The organism is Pseudomonas sp. C9D1 (genome assembly GCF_056491235.1).
Genome location: NZ_JBSZIE010000002.1, coordinates 1,350,058 through 1,367,148, shown reverse-complemented (window position 1 = coordinate 1,367,148; position 17,091 = coordinate 1,350,058). Strand labels below are relative to the sequence as shown.

General features: G+C 68.2%; 12 protein-coding genes. 2 read left to right on the top strand and 10 right to left on the bottom strand.

From position 1 onward, the window contains the following. Positions 1 to 122 precede the first annotated feature (122 nt). Both ACXI0U_RS14510 and ACXI0U_RS14505 read right to left on the bottom strand, forming a co-directional pair. Positions 123 to 437: an SCP2 sterol-binding domain-containing protein gene (locus ACXI0U_RS14510; RefSeq protein ID WP_021221784.1), complete on the bottom strand. Its 315-nt coding sequence runs from the start codon at positions 435 to 437 to the stop codon at positions 123 to 125. Between the two features lie 60 nt (positions 438 to 497). Next, positions 498 to 1,208 (bottom strand): histidine phosphatase family protein, encoded by a 711-nt coding sequence (locus ACXI0U_RS14505; protein WP_184488021.1) that lies wholly within the window; start codon positions 1,206 to 1,208, stop codon positions 498 to 500. 209 nt (positions 1,209 to 1,417) lie between these two features. On the opposite strand from ACXI0U_RS14505, the gene sohB reads away from it, so the two are divergent. Continuing rightward, entirely contained in the window at positions 1,418 to 2,443 is a 1,026-nt protein-coding gene (gene sohB, locus ACXI0U_RS14500; protein WP_031288614.1) for a protease SohB, read from the top strand. A gap of 44 nt (positions 2,444 to 2,487) precedes the next feature. On the opposite strand, the gene ACXI0U_RS14495 is transcribed toward sohB, so the two are convergent. After that, positions 2,488 to 2,925, bottom strand: coding sequence for a hotdog fold domain-containing protein (locus ACXI0U_RS14495; RefSeq protein ID WP_021221781.1), 438 nt, complete (start codon positions 2,923 to 2,925; stop codon positions 2,488 to 2,490). A 109-nt stretch (positions 2,926 to 3,034) separates the two neighbouring features. Here ACXI0U_RS14495 and ACXI0U_RS14490 point away from each other — a divergent pair, with 109 nt between their 5' ends. Beyond that, entirely contained in the window at positions 3,035 to 3,613 is a 579-nt protein-coding gene (locus tag ACXI0U_RS14490) for a TetR/AcrR family transcriptional regulator (protein ID WP_184488022.1), read from the top strand. 397 nt (positions 3,614 to 4,010) lie between these two features. On the opposite strand, the gene ACXI0U_RS14485 is transcribed toward ACXI0U_RS14490, so the two are convergent. The 7 genes from ACXI0U_RS14485 to ACXI0U_RS14455 all read right to left on the bottom strand — a co-directional run bounded on the left by ACXI0U_RS14485 (position 4,011) and on the right by ACXI0U_RS14455 (position 16,781). Beyond that, entirely contained in the window at positions 4,011 to 4,511 is a 501-nt protein-coding gene (locus tag ACXI0U_RS14485) for a DUF934 domain-containing protein (protein ID WP_184488023.1), read from the bottom strand. Next, positions 4,495 to 6,153 (bottom strand): nitrite/sulfite reductase, encoded by a 1,659-nt coding sequence (locus ACXI0U_RS14480; protein ID WP_431482322.1) that lies wholly within the window; start codon positions 6,151 to 6,153, stop codon positions 4,495 to 4,497. The genes ACXI0U_RS14485 and ACXI0U_RS14480 overlap by 17 nt, the downstream gene beginning before the upstream one ends. A gap of 225 nt (positions 6,154 to 6,378) precedes the next feature. Further along, positions 6,379 to 8,394, bottom strand: a complete 2,016-nt coding sequence (locus ACXI0U_RS14475; protein ID WP_479550454.1) for an SWIM zinc finger family protein — start codon at positions 8,392 to 8,394, stop codon at positions 6,379 to 6,381. Beyond that, positions 8,391 to 9,515, bottom strand: coding sequence for a VWA domain-containing protein (locus tag ACXI0U_RS14470; RefSeq protein ID WP_350446638.1), 1,125 nt, complete (start codon positions 9,513 to 9,515; stop codon positions 8,391 to 8,393). The genes ACXI0U_RS14475 and ACXI0U_RS14470 overlap by 4 nt, the downstream gene beginning before the upstream one ends. Beyond that, complete coding sequence (locus ACXI0U_RS14465) at positions 9,508 to 11,976, bottom strand: DUF5682 family protein (protein ID WP_479550453.1); 2,469 nt, start codon at positions 11,974 to 11,976, stop codon at positions 9,508 to 9,510. The genes ACXI0U_RS14470 and ACXI0U_RS14465 overlap by 8 nt, the downstream gene beginning before the upstream one ends. A 3-nt stretch (positions 11,977 to 11,979) precedes the next feature. Continuing rightward, positions 11,980 to 13,077: an AAA family ATPase gene (locus ACXI0U_RS14460; protein WP_479550452.1), complete on the bottom strand. Its 1,098-nt coding sequence runs from the start codon at positions 13,075 to 13,077 to the stop codon at positions 11,980 to 11,982. Next, entirely contained in the window at positions 13,071 to 16,781 is a 3,711-nt protein-coding gene (locus ACXI0U_RS14455; RefSeq protein ID WP_479550451.1) for a DUF4132 domain-containing protein, read from the bottom strand. Before ACXI0U_RS14455 ends, ACXI0U_RS14460 begins: the two co-directional genes overlap by 7 nt. Between the last annotated feature and the right edge of the window lie 310 nt (positions 16,782 to 17,091).

Here is a 17,091-nt window from a genome sequence, read left to right as displayed (position 1 = left end):
TTATAGGCAGGCGTGTTGCAGCACAATCAAACTGCCTGATTAGCCCGGATTCACCTGCGCCGGGCGAAAAAAAACCGGAGCCCTGGGACTCCGGTTTTCTCTGTTCCTGGTCAGCTCGAAGCTTAGACCGGGAAGAGCTCGCCGAGCTTCATGGCGAGCATCATGTCGCCTTCGGCGCGCAGTTTGCCGCCCATGAAGGCCTGCATGCCGTCGGTTTCGCCGGTCATGATGCCAACCAGGGTTTCGGTGGACATGATCAGGGTGACGTTCGGGTTCGGAGCATCACCTTGCTGTACGTCGCAGGTGCCGTCCTTGACGACCAGGTAGTGGTTGTCGCCATCTTCGATGTTGAACTGGAATACCAGGTCCAGGCCAGCGGCGGCACCGGCGTTGAACTTGGACTGCATGTTTTTGACGATGTCAGCAACTGTGGTCATGGTTCTTTCCTTTATTTTCAGGTTTTTCTAGCGCCCCTTCTGGGGCGCAGTGGGCCGTGCTCATCGATAGGTGATGAGCTCCGGCGCCTTCAACAGTTCCAGATGCACATGACTGTTGAAGGAAGCTAGCGCCACTTCGCTGCCGCGGAACTTCAGGCGTGAGAGCGAAGTGTTGACGATCTGCCAGTTGAGTTCGAATGCGCGGTCCGCCGGCACGCCGGCCACATGGTGGAGCAGGGCGGTGATGGTACCGCCGGAGGTGAAGACCGCGATGTTCTGTTTGCTTTCGGCGTGTTGCAGCACGCGCTCCAGCCCGCCCGCGACCTGGTCATGGAAGGCTTGCCAGCTCTGCAGTTCGGCGTTGTCGTAGTCGCCGGCCACCCAGCGCAGCACCAGCTTGGAGAACAGGCGCTGGAACTCTGCGCGGTTCTGCGGGGCGTTGCGCATGATGTGCAGGGCTTCGGGCTCCTGCTCCAGCAGGCTGGGCAGCAGCGCGCGGATCACGGCGTCCGCATCGAATTCGTTGAAGGCCGGGTCGGTGTCCACGGCGGGGGCGTCCAGGCCGGCGGCGCGGAAGCGCGACAGGGCGGCTTCGGCGGTGTGCTGCTGGCGTTGCAGGCTGCCCGCGACGCAACGATCGAGGCGCAGGCCGAGGCTCGCGAGGTGATCGCCCAGTACTTCGGCCTGGCGAACTCCGACGCTGGAAAGCACGTCGTAGTTATCGGCGCCGAATGAAGCCTGGCCATGTCGGATCAGGTAGATGCTGCCCACGTACGCTGCCGTCCCGGGACGTTGAAAGTTTCGCGAGGTTATGAGGAAGCTCCGGGGCTGTCAACGAAAAAACATACGCTTGTTTGAATGCATTCCCGCTATTTATTAAGGGGTTTTTCCGTCGCTGGTGGATGACCGGCGCGGGCGGGTATGCTTGGCCGGTTTCGCGCCTGCCAGAGCGGGCGCCAGTCGATCCCAAAGGGGGTGTTGTGGAGTTCTTAGCCGATTACGCGAGCTTTCTCGTCAAGACGATAACGCTGGTGGTGGCCATCCTGGTCGTCCTGGTGGCGGTGGCCGCAGTGCGCGGGCGGGGACGGCGCGCCGGTGGCGGCCAGTTGGTGGTGACCAAGCTCAACGACTTCTATAAAGGCCTGCGCGAGCGCCTGGAGCATTCGCTGCTGGACAAGGACCGCATCAAGGCCCTGCGCAAGGACGAGGCCAAGGCCGCCAAGGCGGCGAAGAAGGCCGGCGAGCAGAAGCCCCGGGTCTTCGTCCTCGACTTCGACGGCGACATCAAGGCCTCGGCCGCCGAGCAGATGCGCCACGAGATCACCGCATTGCTGACCCTGGCCACCCCGGCCGACGAGGTGGTGCTGCGCCTGGAAAGCGGCGGCGGTATGGTCCACAGCTACGGCCTGGCGTCCTCGCAGCTGGCGCGTATCCGCCAGGCGGGCATCCCCCTGACCGTGTGCGTCGACAAGGTCGCCGCCAGCGGCGGCTACATGATGGCCTGCATCGGCGACAAGGTGCTCTCCGCGCCCTTCGCCATCCTCGGTTCCATCGGCGTGGTGGCGCAGCTGCCCAACGTGCACCGCCTGCTGAAGAAGCATGACGTCGACTTCGAGGTGCTCACCGCCGGCGAGTACAAGCGCACCCTCACCGTGTTCGGCGAGAACACCGAGAAGGGCCGGGAGAAGTTCCAGGAAGACCTGGAGACCACCCACGACCTGTTCAAGAACTTCGTCGCCCGCTACCGCCCGCAACTGGCCATCGATGAAGTGGCCACCGGCGAGGTCTGGCTGGGCATGGCCGCGCTGGACAAGCAACTGGTGGACGAGCTGAAGACCAGCGACGAATACCTCGGCGAGCGTGCCCGCGAGGCCGACCTGTTCCTGCTCAACTTCGTCGAGAAGAAGAGCCTGCAGGAACGCTTCGGCCTGGCCGCCAGCGCGGCCGTCGACCGGGTGCTGCTGAATTGGTGGGGTCGCCTTAGCCAACAGCGCTTCTGGCAGTGAATGAATGAAAGAAAGAGGCCCGGAGCGATCCGGGCCTCTGTGTTTCAAGCCTTGCTCAGGTACATGGTGATCTCGGCGCGCAGTACGGCGGTGTCGCCGACATAGGCCATCACCGGCACCTTGATGTCGCCCAGGACGGACCAGTCCACCGCGCTGCCATCGGCCACCGCGCGCACGTCGCCGCTGGCCTTGGCCAGGTATTCCACCGTCATGCCACGGGGAATCCAGCGGGTGCCGGCGGGGATGGAGGCGTCGGTCATGGTGCCGGCCACCAGCTCGGCGGCGTTGCACAGGGCGATGGCGTGCACGGTGCCGATGTGGTTGAGCACCTCGCGGCGCTTGGGAAAGGTGATTTCGGCGTAGCCGGCACGCAGTTCGACGAACTGCGGGGCGATGCTGGCGAAGTAGGGGGCGACCTGGCCGATCATGGCGCTGAACTGCGCTGCACCGGCTTGCTGGAACATCTGCAACATCTGGCTCATGGGTTCCGATTCTCTCGTGAGTGGATTGAAGATGAGCGCGCGCCGCAGCAGTATATGAAAATTAGAAAAGAGTTCTAGAATTATATTCTAGTCATGCATCGGGAGTTCCATGGCTCGTTCCTCGCGCAAAGACGACATCCTCCAGGCCGCCCTCCAGTGCTTCACCGAGGAAGGCGTGGACGCCACCACCATCGAGATGATCCGTGATCGCTCCGGCGCCAGCATCGGCAGCCTCTACCACCACTTCGGCAACAAGGAGCGCATCATCGGCGCGCTCTACCTGGCCGGGGTCGGCCAGTACGCCGAGCTGTTGCAGACAGGCTTCGCCAAGGCCGCCGATGCCGAGGCCTGTGTGAAGCTGCTGGTGACGGCGTACATCGACTGGGTGGTGGCCAACCCCGACTGGGCGCGCTTCGTCCTGCACAGCCGCTCGCGGGTGGAAGCGGGCGAGGTGGGCGAGCAGTTGCGCGAGGCCAACCGCGAGCACCATGCACGCATCCTCGCGGCGTTGCAGGCCCACCGCGAAGTCGGCGCGCTGCGGGCCCTGCCCGAGGACTGCTTCGCCTCGGTGGTGATAGGCCCCACCCACGACTTCGCCCGCAACTGGCTGGCCGGCCGCACCCGCAGCAGCCTCGCCGACTGCCGCGACCTGCTGGCCCAGGTGGCCTGGGAAAGCGTGCGGGCCTGAAAGAGCGTTCGGTGTGATCAGTAGTACGTAGGGTGGATGGCGCTCCTTTCATCCACCAGGCGGTGCTGCAGGGAGGCGCGGAGTCAAGGCAGTCCTGCGGCCTGCTTGGCGACTGAAGTCGTCCCTACAGGCTGTGTTTGGCCTGTAGGTCGGGTGCGAGCCGGCGTTTGCGGTGATGGGTTTCGTTACGCTCTACCCATCCTACGGCGCCGATCCAACCCACAGTGCTGACCGATGGGTGGATGGCGCTCTTTTCATCCACCAAACGATGCCTGGCCTGGCACATGATCCGCCCCATGACACGGCGTGCGTCCCGGGCTGAAGCCCGGGCTACGTCGGCAGGTTCACCCCCATGAAAAAGCCCCGCATATGCGGGGCTTTTTCATGGCTGCGCGGCTCAGGCCGAGCGGCGGCGGAACAGCGGCAGGGGCTGGTCGCTGGAGGCCTGGTAGACCTCGGAGTAGTCCTCGAAGGCCTTGAGGGCGTCGTAGGGGTCCTTGTCCGCGCGCAGGGCGAAGGCGTCGAAGCCGCAACGCTTGAGGGCGAACAGCTGGTCGCGCAGCACGTCGCCGATGGCGCGCACTTCACCCTTGTAGCCATAGCGCTCGCGCAGCAGGTAGGCGGTGGAGGAGTGACGACCGTCGGTGAAGGCCGGGAAGTTCAGGGCGATGACCTTGAAGTTGTCCAGCTGGTCGGCGATCTCTTCGATCTCCTCGTCGGCATCGAGCCACACACCGAGGCCGCCGTCGCGGGCCTTGAGCGCATGGCCGTGATCGCGCCACAGGGCCAGCGGCACGATCAGGTCGTCGCAGTTGGACATGCCGTCGAGGGTCGCGTCCTTGTCCAGCAGGTGCCAGGTTTCGTCGATGACCTGGTTGTTCTTAATTATTCGCTGCATATACGCGCTCCTTGAAGGGGTCGATGCCGATGCGGCGATAGGTATCGAGGAAGAGTTCTTCTTCGGTGCGCTTCTCCACGTAGACGTCGATGATCTTCTCGATCACGTCGGGCATGGCTTCCTGGGCGAAGGATGGGCCGAGGATCTGCGCCAGGCTGGCTTCGCGGCCAGCGCTGCCACCGAGGGAGACCTGGTAGAACTCCTGGCCCTTCTTGTCCACGCCGAGGATGCCGATGTGGCCCACGTGGTGGTGGCCGCAGGCGTTCATGCAGCCGGAGATGTTCAGGTCCAGGTTGCCGATGTCGAACAGGTAGTCCAGGTCATCGAAGCGGCGCTGGATGGCTTCGGCTACCGGGATCGACTTGGCGTTGGCCAGGGAGCAGAAGTCGCCACCCGGGCAGCAGATGATGTCGGTCAGCAGGCCCACGTTCGGCGTGGCGAAGCCCTGCTCGCGCAGCTCGCCCCAGAGGGTGAACAGCTGCGCCTGCTCGACGTCGGCGAGGATGATGTTCTGGTTGTGGCTGTTGCGCACTTCACCGAAGGCGTAGCGGTCGGCCAGGTCGGCGATGGCGTCCAGCTGCTTGTCGGTGACATCGCCCGGGGCGACGCCGGTGGGCTTCAGCGACAGGGTCACGGCGGCGTAGCCCGGCTTCTTGTGGGCCACCACGTTGCGCTGGCGCCAGCGGGCGAAGCCCGGGTGCTCGGCGTCGAGCTGGGCGAGGGCCACAGCCTGATCGTCCAGGGCCTTGTAGGCCGGGTCGACGAAGTGCTTGGCGACGCGCTCGACTTCGGCTTCGGTCAGGGTGGTCGGGCCATCCTTCAGGTGCGCCCATTCGGCATTCACGCGCTCGGCGAAGACTTCCGGGGTCAGCGCCTTGACCAGGATCTTGATGCGCGCTTTGTACTTGTTATCGCGACGGCCATAACGGTTGTACACACGCAGGATGGCGTCGAGGTAGCTCAGCAGGTGCTGCCAGGGCAGGAATTCGTTGATGAAGCTGCCCACGATCGGGGTTCGGCCCAGGCCGCCGCCGACGGAGACGCGGAAGCCCAGCTCGCCGGCTTCGTTCTTCACCGCTTCCAGGCCGATGTCGTGCACTTCGATGGCGGCGCGGTCGCTCACGGCGCCATTGACGGCGATCTTGAACTTGCGCGGCAGGTGCGAGAACTCGGGGTGGAAGGTGGACCACTGACGGATGATCTCGCACCAGGGGCGCGGGTCCACCAGCTCGTCATGGGCGACGCCGGCGAACTGGTCGGTGGTGGTGTTGCGGATGCAGTTGCCGCTGGTCTGGATGGCGTGCATCTCGACGGTGGCCAGCTCGGCGAGGATCTCCGGCACGTCCTCCAGCTCCGGCCAGTTGAACTGCACGTTCTGGCGGGTGCTGATGTGGGCGTAGCCCTTGTCGTAGTCGCGAGCGATCTGCGCCAGCTTGCGGACCTGGGTGGAGGAGAGCAGGCCGTAAGGCACGGCTACGCGCAGCATCGGCGCGAAGCGCTGGATATACAGGCCATTCTGCAGGCGCAGGGGACGGAACTCCTCGCCTGAGAGCTCGCCGGCCAGATAGCGGCGGGTCTGATCGCGGAACTGCTTGACGCGGTCCTCGACGATCCGTTGATCGTACTCGTCGTATACGTACATGAAATGTCCTGTTGTCAGGCTGCTTACAGCTTTTCTGCGCGCACGGCCGCGCACTCCTGTCGGAGCCGGGGGAAGATACCAGCTCAGGTTTATGCGCAAAAGTGATGTTTGAGTATATGTAAAGAACTGGAATGCATAAGTGCGCGGCCAAGCATAACCACGCCCACCCCAACGGGCACTAAGGCGAGAATGGTTCTCGACTGGTGGAATGCACTGCCGTCGGCCCTACCCCAGGGCCAGCAGGCGGCTCATCAGGTGGCTGCTGGCCAGCAGCGCCTGCGGAGGCAGTTCGGTGGGCTCGCGCAGCTGCCGCAGGTGCTGGGCGAGCAGCTCGACGCCGGCGGCGCTGGCCAGCACTTCCTGCTGCTGCAGCACCTCGCGCTGGTGCCGCGAGAGCTGCTGGCGCCCGCAACTGGCCAGGGACTCCAGCACGTCCAGGGCCGGTTCCACCAGGCGCGCGGCCAGGCCAGGCGCTTCCTGGGCAGCGGCAACGGGGCGCTGGCGGTCGAGCAGGCGCTGGATGCGCTCGAACAGGCGGCGGTTGAGGCTCAGGCCGCCACGGATCACCGATTCGAAATCCAGCGACAGGCAGCGCAGCTCGCCGCTGTCAGCGATCAGCAGCGCCAGCGGCTCCAAGGTCCGGCGCCGGCCATCCAGGCTCGGCCGCACTAGCACCGCGCGGATGTCGTCACGGGCCTTCTGCGCCCGTTCCAGGTTGTCCAGGCGTTCGCGCCGCTCCGCCGTGCACGGCAGCTCCAGGGTGATGGCCTCGCCCTGGTCGTCCTCCAGCGTCCAGCACAGCACCTGGCGCACCTCATCGAGCACCGCCTCCTGGCAACGGGCCGGGCGCAGCAGCAGGCTGGTGGGGGCTTCCGCGCTGAGGGCTGCGCTGTCTTCGAGCTGTTCGCGCAGATGGCTCCAGCGGGCGATACCGATCTCGGCCAGGCGTGCATCAGCCGCGGGCCAGCGCGGCTGGGCCTGGCTACGGCTGTCGCCATGGGCGGCCAGGCGTCCGTCGTCGGCCTGGCGCGGTGCCGTCAGGCACAGGGGCGCCTGGCACAGCTGCTGCGGGGTGGATTTCCACAGCGCCTGCTGGGCCCACACCGCTTCACGGCGGAAGCCCGGGTCACTGTTATCCGGCCGGGCAAGGCTGGCTTCCAGCACGTCGCCGGCCTGCAGGTCCCAGAAGGCCAGGGTCAGGCCCCGGGCGCCGCCGGGGGTGGTCCACCAGTGGGCGCCCAGGGGCAGCAAATCGAGCTGGGCGCCGGCCTGGTAGTCGCGACGCAGGCGCCCGCGCAGGGCGGGCAGGTGTTCGGCGCCGGCACGTTGCAGGGCGCTGGCCAGGGCGTGCACCTGGGCCATCTGCACCAGGGCTTCGCGCTCGCTGATGTGGTCATCGCGGTTGGCCAGGCGGTTGATCTGCCCGCCCAGGGTGCGCAACTGGGCGGCGAGGCGCGGCAGGCCTTCGGTGCGGGCGGACAGGTTGAGCATGCGCAGCTGCACGGCGCTGGCCTGGCTGGCGTGGGACAGCCCCTGGCGCAGCAGCTCCTGCAGCAGGTGCTGGACGCTGACGAGCAATTCCTGCTCCGGTGCGTTCAGTTGCAGCGGGTCGGCCGGCGCCGGCTCGCTGTCCGCCGGCCAGGCCCAGGGTTGGCCCTGTGCCTGGAACAGCAGCGCCAGCGCGGCGAGGTGCAGGGCCTTGCGTTCGCTTTCGCGGGTTTCCGAGAGCATGCCGTCGAAGCCGCCCCCGGCCAGGTAGGTGACCTCGCAGGCCAGCGCCGGCAGGTGGATGGCCAGGCGCCGGCCGTGGCTCTGGTGCCGTGCCTCGACCAGCTCGCCCAGCCATTGGCGGGCCTTGCGCGTGGCGGCCTTGCCGGCCTGCTTCTGCAGCTGTTGCGGGTCCTGGGCCAGGGCGTCGCGCAGCGCCAGGTCGGCGTCCTCTTCAGTCGCTGCCTCACCGGCGGCATCGGCGGGTTGTTCGCGCAGCCAGATGACGGCCGCGAGGATGTGCTTGCAGCAGCCGTTGGCGGGGCAGGTGCAGCGCGCGGCATCGACGCCGCTGCCATCCAGGCGCACCTGCTGGCCGTCGGCTTCCACCAGGCCGCCCTGGTCGTCGTTCTCCAGCCAGCGCAGCTTGCCGGCCTCCATGTCCTTGGTGGCGCGGCGCAGCAGGCCGGCGTTGGCCAGCATCTCCAGCGCGGCATCGTCGTAGCTGCGGTAGCGCTGCTGCCAGGCACTCATTGCATCACCTCGGCCAGCCACTGGGCGAAATGCTCCGGGGTCAGCGCGGCGATCTGCATGCCGCGGTCGGCGAGGCGCTGCCCCATGGCCGGGTCGTAGACCGGCTGGGCGCCGTCATCCAGGGCGGCGAGGCCGAGCAGCCTGACCCGCGCTTCGTTGAGGCGCGCCACGCAGGCCAGCAGCGGGCCCACGGCGGCGCCTTCCTCGAAGTCGCTGATCAGCGTGAGCACCGTGCGTTGCGGGTTCTCCACCAGTTGCTCGCAGTAGCGCATGGCCTTGCCGATGTCGGTGCCGCCGCCCAGTTGCACGGTGAGCAGCACCTCCACCGGGTCGTGGGCCAGGTGGCTGAGGTCCACCACCTGGGTGTCGAACAGCACCAGGCGCACGCGCACGCTGGGCAGGCTGGCGAGGATGCTGGCGCAGATGGCGCTGTACATCACCGAGTCGAGCATCGAGGCGCTCTGGTCGACGCAGAGGATGATGTCCCAGGGCAACTGTCGGCGGACGCGGGCGTTGAAGCGTGGCGATTCGATCAGCAGGCGTTTGCGCTGCGGGTCGTAGTGCTTGAGGTTGGCGGCGATGGTGGCGCGCCAGTCGAAGTTCTGTGCGTTCTTCACCAGCGAGCGGCGGAAGCGGTTGCGCCGCCCGTGCAGGGCGTTGGTGAAGCGGTTGCGCAGGCGCTGGAGGATTTCCTCCACCACCCGGGTGATCAGCTGGCGCACGGCATCGCGGGTGTCCGCACTCAGGCGGCCGCGCACGCCGAGCAGGGCCTTGGCCAGCGCCGGGCTGGGTTCGAGGGTGGCCAGGCTGTTCGGGTCGGTGAGCAGGGCGCTGATCTCGTAGCGCTCGATGGCCTGCACCTGCAGGCGCTCGAAGGTGGAGCGGGGGAACAGCGTGCGCGCCTGCTCCAGCCAGTTCAGTGCGGTCAGCTGGCTGTCGTCCAGCGAGCCGCCGCGCCCGCCCTGGACGTGGCCGCGACGCTGGTATTCGCGGTTGTAGAGGTAGTCGAGGGTCTTCTCCAGGCGCGCGTCGGCGGCGTCGAACTTCGCTTCGTGCAGCGCGCGGTCGGCGTAGCGGCCGAGGATCAGGCGCCAGCGGCGGGCGGCTTCCAGGTCACTCATGGTGGGTCTCCTGGGCCCAGGCCAGCAGCCCGTCGCGCTCCAGCGAGCGCTTGAGCGCCAGCTGCAGAGCGGCGCCGGCGAGCAGGTCGTGGCTGTCGAGTTCGTGGTGGACGCTGTCGAGGGCGGCCCCGGTGATGCCGTTGAGCCCGGCCAGGTGATCGGCCAGGCGCCCGGTTTCGCGGGGCTTGAGGCGGGTGAAGGCGAGGCGCAGGTCCGGCAGGTGGCGGACGAAGGTGGCCTCGTCCCAGTTGGCCACCAGGGCGTTGAGCCCCAGGGCCAGGTCGTCCACCCGCAGGATCAGCTCCGGCGCGGCCTGCAGCAGCCCGGTCAGGTAGCGCACCGCGCCTTCGCTGTCGGCACCGGGGCCGAAGCGCCGTTGCAGGGCCGCGGCCAGGTGTTCCTCGCTGCTGCGCCCATCGATGAAGCGCAGCGCGTCGAGGGCACCGGCGATGCCGGCGGGGGCCACGGCTTGCAGGCGGTCGAGGGTTTCGTGCAGCGGTGCCTCCTGGTGGGCCAGGCCGGCCTGGCTGCTGCCCAGGTGGAGGAATTCGCGCAGGCCGAGCAGGGCGTCGATGGCGGCGCCTTCACGGTCGGCGTCGCAGTCGGCGAGGCCCGGCAGCAGGAACAGGGTGGCGGGGAGGATGCGCTGCAGCAGCTCCGGCAGTTGCGGGTAGCCGTCCAGGCCCAGCAGCTCGCGGCCGCGCCACAGGTGCAGCAGGCGCTGGCCACAGGTCACCACCGAGGCCAGCTCGGGGTCTTCTTCCAGGTGTTCGGCCAGGCGCTCGAACAAGCGTGGCAGCTGTTCGCCGAGGCCGATGGAGCCGGCCCGCGCCAGCAGTTGCACCGCGCGGCTGGCGCTGCGGCCCTGGCCGCTGGTCTGCAAGGCCTGCTCTTCATCCAGCAGGCGGCGGACGGCGACTTCGCGCAGGCTGCTGCCCAGTTCGGAGCGCTCGATCAGGCGCGCCTCGACCAGTGGCGACCAGGCGTATTCCCATTCCTCGAAGAGCAGGTCCAGGCCGGTGCCGTTGACGAAGTCCGGGCCGCCCAGGTGGCGGGCGAAGCCGCTGTCCAGGTAGGCCATCAGGTGCAGGAAGCGGCTCCGGGCGCGGTGCCGGGGCTTGCGGTAGAGGTCCAGCCGGGCGCGGCGGGCCAGGCTGTCGCTGAGGTCGAGGCGGTGACCCAGGGCCAGGCGGCGGGCTTCTTCCACCAGCGGCGGAGCCAGGCTGGAGGGCGGGACATCGCCCAGGCGGTTGCCGCCCAGCTGGTTCTTCACCGCCGCGAGGAAGGCGGCCTGGCCATTGTCCAGGCTGCCTTTGACGAAGCAGGAGTGGATGGCGTCCAGCAGGTCGTAGCGCCCGGGCCCCGGGTGTTCACGCAGGGCGGCCAGGCCGGCGGCCTGTTGCGCGGCCTGGCTGACGCTGGCGAAGGACAGGGCATCGGCCAGCTGCCGTTCGCGGGTTTCGGCGGCGATGGCACTGAGGATGCGGGCGGCGATGCGCTGGCGCGCCAGCCCGTCTGCCGGGTCTTCCAGCAACGCCTCCCAGACCCGCTGATGGTAGGCCGGCGAGGGCATGCCCGAGGCGTAGCCATTGAGGGCGTCGAGGCGGTCGAAGCTGTAGCGGATCAGCCAGGCCTGGCTGTCGCCGCTGGCGGCGGGTGCAGCGGCGGGCGGGCTGTCGCTGGCCAGCGCCTCCACCAGGGCGAGGGTGTGGAAGCCGCCGGTGACCACCAGCAGCGGGCCGTCGCAACGCGCGCGCCAGTCGCGGATGCAGGCGAGCATGTGGGCTTCGCGGGCCAGCGAGCCTTCGGCGGCGAGCACGTCGTCCTCGTAGTCGAGGCGGGCCATGGAGCACCAGGCGAAGGCATCGCCGAACAGCGCGCGCCAGTCCCGCAGGGCGTCCGCGTCGCGCAGTTCGAACAGGTGCTCCCAGAGTTCGTCGTGGTCGCGGCAGTGGGCCTCGCGGGCCAGGGCGGCGATGTAGTCGCTGTGGGCCAGGTAGCGCTCGGCCATCAGGCTGCGGCTCTGTTCCGGGTCTTCCTCGGCGGCTTCCTGGCGGGCCCAGGGCAGGTCGATGAAGGCCAGTTGCGCGCCGAGGCGATGGCCTTCGCGCAGGGCCTGCCATTCCGGCGAGTAGTCGCAGAAGGGGAAGAACGCCGAGCGCGGCGGCGCATCGCCCGAAACGCCGTTGCGGTGCTGGGAGAGGATCGCCAGGGGCGGGCGGCTGCGCGGGTCGAGCAGGTCGGGGAGCAGGGCGTCGAAATCGGCCGGCCCCTCGATCAGCACCGCTGCCGGGCGCAGTTCGTCCAGTTGCGCGCGCAGGGCGAAGGCGCAGGCCGGGCTGTGGTGGCGCAGCGGCGCGAAATGCAGGCCGGCCTCAGCCAGCGCCTGGCGGTTGCGCTCGGCGGCCTGCAGCCGCGCGGGCAGGCGCGGGTCAGCGCCGGGGCTCTGTGCGGGCGGCATGGGTCAGTCCCACAGGCCCTTGCTGGCGTCGAAGAAGTGCTTCCAGCGGTCGTCGCGGCGGGCACGCTCGCGCACCACGCTGTCCAGGTAGTGGCGCAGGCGCTTGGCGTCGTCGCGATTGTCCTTGAACACCACGCCCAGCAGCTGGCGAGCCAGCTCGGCCGGGGTCAGGCGGCCGTCGCCGAGGTAGCGGGCTTCCAGGGCGGCGGCATAGGCGACGCTGACCGCCTCGGCGGTGGACATGACCGCGTCCGGAGCCTTGATCGCGGTGCCTTCGCGGGTGGCGCCGCCACGCAGCTCCTGGAACACGGTGACCAGCAGGCCGATGACGTCGCGCTCGATCGTCACCTTGCCGGCTTCGTCGCCCAGCTCGCGGAGCAGCTGGCGCATCACCAGTTCCACCTCGAATTCGCTGTCGGCGATGGGGCGCACGGTCTCGAAGTTGAAGCGGCGCTTGAGGGCGGCGGACATCTCGTGCACGCCGCGGTCACGCAGGTTGGCGGTGGCGATCAGGTTGAAGCCGGGGCGGGCGTGCAGCTGCCCGGTTTCGCCCAGCTCGGGGATCATCATCTGCTTTTCCGAGAGCAGGGAAATCAGTACGTCCTGGATTTCCGGCGGGCAGCGGGTGATCTCCTCGAAGCGCACCAGCTTGCCCTGGCTCATGCCCTGGTACAGCGGCGAGCCCACCAGGGCGCGCTGGGTCGGCCCTTCGGCCAGCAGCAGGGCGTAGTTCCAGGAGTACTTGATGTGGTCTTCGGTGGTACCGGCGGTGCCCTGGATGGTGAGCATCGAGTCACCGCTGATGGCGGCGGCGAGCAGCTCGGAGAGCATCGACTTGGCCGTGCCCGGCTCGCCCACCAGCATCAGGCCCTGGCGGCCGAGCAGGGTGACGATGGCGCGGTCCACCAGGGCGTCGTCGCCATAGAACTTGCGGCTGACGCCGAGCGCCTCGTCACCGAGGATGAAGCGCCGCACCGAGCGCGGCGAGCGCAGCCAGCCGGGCGGCAGGTCGGCGCCGGCCTGCTGGTCGGCCTGGGTCAGGCGTTGCAGTTCCTCGGCGAAATGCTGTTCCGAGGCCTGGCGGAGAACGGTGCTTACCATGGGGTCTTCTTCTCCCACTGGGGATCGAAGCCGACGCAGGCATCGGCGGCGGCGCGGTAGTCGGCATAGGTTTCGGCCAGCAGCACCGGCGGGATATCGGCCAGCGGCAGGTTGTCGCCGCTGGACCAGCGGCGGCCGATCTTCTCGAAGGCGAGGCGGGTCAACGCGGCGGGGACGTTCTCCTCCGGCAGGCAGTTGCCGGTGAAGCCGATGCTCACGCGCAGGCCCAGGCTGGTGAATTCCTTGAAGTAGTGGTCGAAGAAGCCGCCGTCTTCGGCAGCGGCGCGCTGATAGCCGAGCTTGGTCAGCACGCCGCGCAGGGTGAAGGTGTCGCTGAGCCAGCCCAGGCGGTCGCCGATGCTGTTGTCGCTGGCCGGGTCGGCGGCGGCTTCGGGGGCGATCTCCGGCAGCTGGCGCGACATCTGCGCGAACAGCGGCTTGACCTTGTAGTCCTTGAAGTGGCGCACCCAGCCCTTGGCCGTTTCGCCGTCCACCAGTGCGGCGTGGGCGAGGCGGATGCGGCTATCGTCGGCCAGTTCCACTTCGTCGTCGTCGAGGTCGATCAGGCTGCCGTCCTCGGTGGGGCGGAACAGGCGGGTGGCGCCGTCGGCACCGACTTCCGCCCAGACCAGGCGCTGCAGCAGGTGCCGCATGATCGGGTGCTGCTGCAGGTACTCGCGCCATTCGCCCACCGGCCATAGACGCGCCGCGCACATGGCTTCGTAGAGGCGCTGGCTTTGCAGGTCGATCACCTGCTTGAGTTCCTTCTTGCTGGTGGATAACTGCGACTTGGCTTCCTTGATCAGCGCCGGGTCGTCGCTCTTGCGCGGTTCCGGCAGGGCCTTGACCACCTTGCCGTCGGGGTTGCACAGCTCCAGCTTGAGCGCGGCGTCCAGGCGAGCGGTGAACAGGCGCTCGCCGTAGTGCAGGGTGAGCAGGCCGCTCTCGTCGAAGCCGGCGCTGGGGATGGTGCGGTCGGCCAGCTCGTCGGCGCTCCAGCCGTTGCGCTGGGCGATCTGCTCCACCAGCTCGCGGGCCCGGGTCTGTACCGAGGCGGTGCGGTGGCGGCGGGCGATGGACAGCAGCAGCTGGATGACCAGGGGCTCGTTGCTGTTGGCGGCGGCGCTGATCATGGCTTCGATCTGCGAGCGACGCGGGTAGTGGTCGCGCATGTAGGCCTGGATCAGGCTCACCTGCTCGTGGGCGGTGGTGTGCCAGGTGAGGGCGAGGATGCCCTTGTCGGCGATGGCGCTGCCCAGGTAGTTGGCCAGGTGCTCGCGCTTCAGCGATTCGAAGGCCTGTTCCTGGGTGATGTCGGCGTATTCGGGGGAGTACTTCGCCCAGGATTGGTAGTTCTGCATCTGCCGCGCGACGTTGGCCTGGGCGTAGGCGATGGCTTCCTCCAGGCTGGGGTTGCGGGTGTCCTGGGCGATGAAGCCCAGCAGCAGGCTCTTGCCCAGGGAGTTGCGGCTGGCGGGGGCCAGGCGCTCCAGGTAGAGGTTGAGCAGGCCGTTGCCGGCCGGCTCCTTGAGCTTGCAGGCGAGGATCACCCACCAGCGCAGGATGGCCGGTTCCACCGGCGTGCCGTCGAGCCATTGGCAGGCGGGCAGGTGGTCCAGGTCGAGCCAGGCGAGGCTGGCCGGCGGCTTGGCCTGCAGGCCTTTGTGCGCCTCGGCCAGCAGCACGTCCGGAGCCAGGTGGCCGGAGATGTCTTCGCCGAGGCTTTCCAGGGTGGTGAGCAGGGCGGCGCGGACGGTCTCGCGTTTTTCCTTGGCCAGGGTCGCCTTCAGCGCGGGAATCGCCGCGTGGTAGCCCAGGCGCTGCAGCCATTCGGCGGCCAGGGTGCGGATCTCCTGCTTGCTCGAGGCCAGGGCTTCCACGGCGCGGTCGCCGATGTCCGGCAGGGTCTCCAGCAGTTGCTGGGCTTCGGCGCGGTTGGTCTTGCTGCTGCCCAGGGCCAGTTCGAGCAGCACGGGGACGAAGCGCGCCGGCAGGCTGGGGAACTGCTCCAGCAGGGTCAGCGTGGTGGCCACGCTGTAGCTGTAGCGGCCCGGAGCGGGGCGCAGGCCGAAGGCCTCTTCGATGAACTCGGGGTGCGCGGCGAAGAAGGGCCAGACGCGCTCCGGGGCGATCTGCCCGATGGGCGAGTTCCAGCCGAAGCAGATGTCTGCGGTGGCCCGCGCCGGGTCGTCGTGGCCGCTGCGTTGCAGGGCGTCTTCCAGGGTGCGCAGGTCCAGGCGCTGCAGGGCGTCGCCCTTGAGCCACTGGGAAACCTGGTACCAGTTGAAATGGCGGTTGGCCGGGGAGCGGAGGATGTGCAGCAGGTTGACGTCGGCGTTGGCGGCCAGGCGCCCCTTGTAGTGCAGCACCAGGTCCATGCCGTTCGGGAACTTGCCGCGCGCCGCGCCGTTGAGGCGCTCCAGGGCGTTGCGCAGGTCCGACTCGCCCAGCGCCTGCAGCGACTTGTAGGTCTTCTGCTGCCAGTCCCACTTGCGCTTGTGTTCGAGGTTCTGGCGGACCTCCTCCTCGGCGGAGATGCGGCTTTCCTCCAGCAGCTCCACGAGGTTCTGGCGCAGCAGCTCCAGCACCGCATCGCCGAGCTGGACCTCGGCGCAGCGCTCGAAGTCGCTGGCCTCGGGCAGTAGTTCCTCCTGCTGGGCGCGGGTCTGGCTGTCCAGGCGCGCCAGGGCATTGCTCAGGGCCTGCTGCACGGGCTTGGAGCTTTCCACCTCCAGGCGTGCCTGGAGCAGGGCGCGGGCTTCCTCGCCGCTGCGGGCGAGCATGTCGGCGGCCTGGGCGCGCTCGCTGTTGGCGCCGGTTTCCAGCAGGTGTTGCAGATGGCTGAGCTTGACCTCCAGCGGCAGCGCCTCGACGTGCGGCGCGGCGGCGCTGCGCACGCTCTTGGCCGCGCTCACCGCCAGGCGTACCAGCACGTCGGCAAAGGCATCGGCCAGGGGGCGATGGTTACCGAGCAGCTCTACCAGGGTCAGGCAGCCGCCCGCCGACAATTGGCCGGGCAGGGCGCGGGTGCTCTCCGGGTGCTGCAGCAGGTAGTCGCTGGTGCCGGGGAGGGCGAGCAGGGGGGCGATTTCACGCCAGTGGTAATCGTTGAGGTCGCGACGGTCGAGGACCAGCAGCAGGGCGTCGTCCGCCGGCAGTTCGTCCACCGCCAGCAGGCGTGTCAGCAGGGCGAAGTTCCAGTGCTTGCGCATGTCCTCGCCGTGCTTGTTGCCGAGGTTCTTCACCGTGGTGTGCAGGGCATCCACCACCAGGTAGATGAACCAGTCGGGCACCTTGGCGGTGCGCACCAGGTTGGCGCCCTGGCAGGCGGCCGCGAGCACCTTGCCGAAGCGGGCGAGGGCCAGCGGGTCGGTTTCCGGGGTGACTATATAGAGGCGGGCGCGGGCGTTGGCGGCGGCGTTGATGCGCTTCTTGTGCTTTTGCGCGTCGTTGCGCACGTTGCCCGAGGGGTGCCACCAGCCCATGGTGGCCGGCTGGTCGAGCAGCACCACGGCCTCTTCGCCGTTGAGCTTGCCCAGGTCGAGCAGCACCGTCTCGTCACGGCCGCTGAGCACGTAGCTGGCGGCGCGGGTCGCCAGGCCCGGGACGAGGATGTCGAGCACCTCGAGGCTTTCGGCGACATGCTTGGTGAAGGGGGTAGCGGGGGTGGAGAGGCCGATTTTTTCCAGCAACTTCTGCAACATGATGAACCTGTCCTTGGCGGTGCGATGGCCGATGGTAATTCATCCGGGCCGGGCGCGACCCCCGCTATCGCCTCGTCAATGCCTGTTTCTGCTGCCTGGCTCATGTTTTTCCGTTGCACGGGGTTACCGGGCGGGGGAGAGGGCCATCGCGTCGGCTTGAGAGGTTGCCGGTCCTGGTCTTAACTCGTGGGCGTAGCACCCATAACCACAACAAGGGGATGCCATGAACGATCACACCGAAAACTCCAGCTCGGACAGCGGCATCGATGCCGTCGCGATTTTCTGCCTCATCCTGATCGTGGTCGCCACG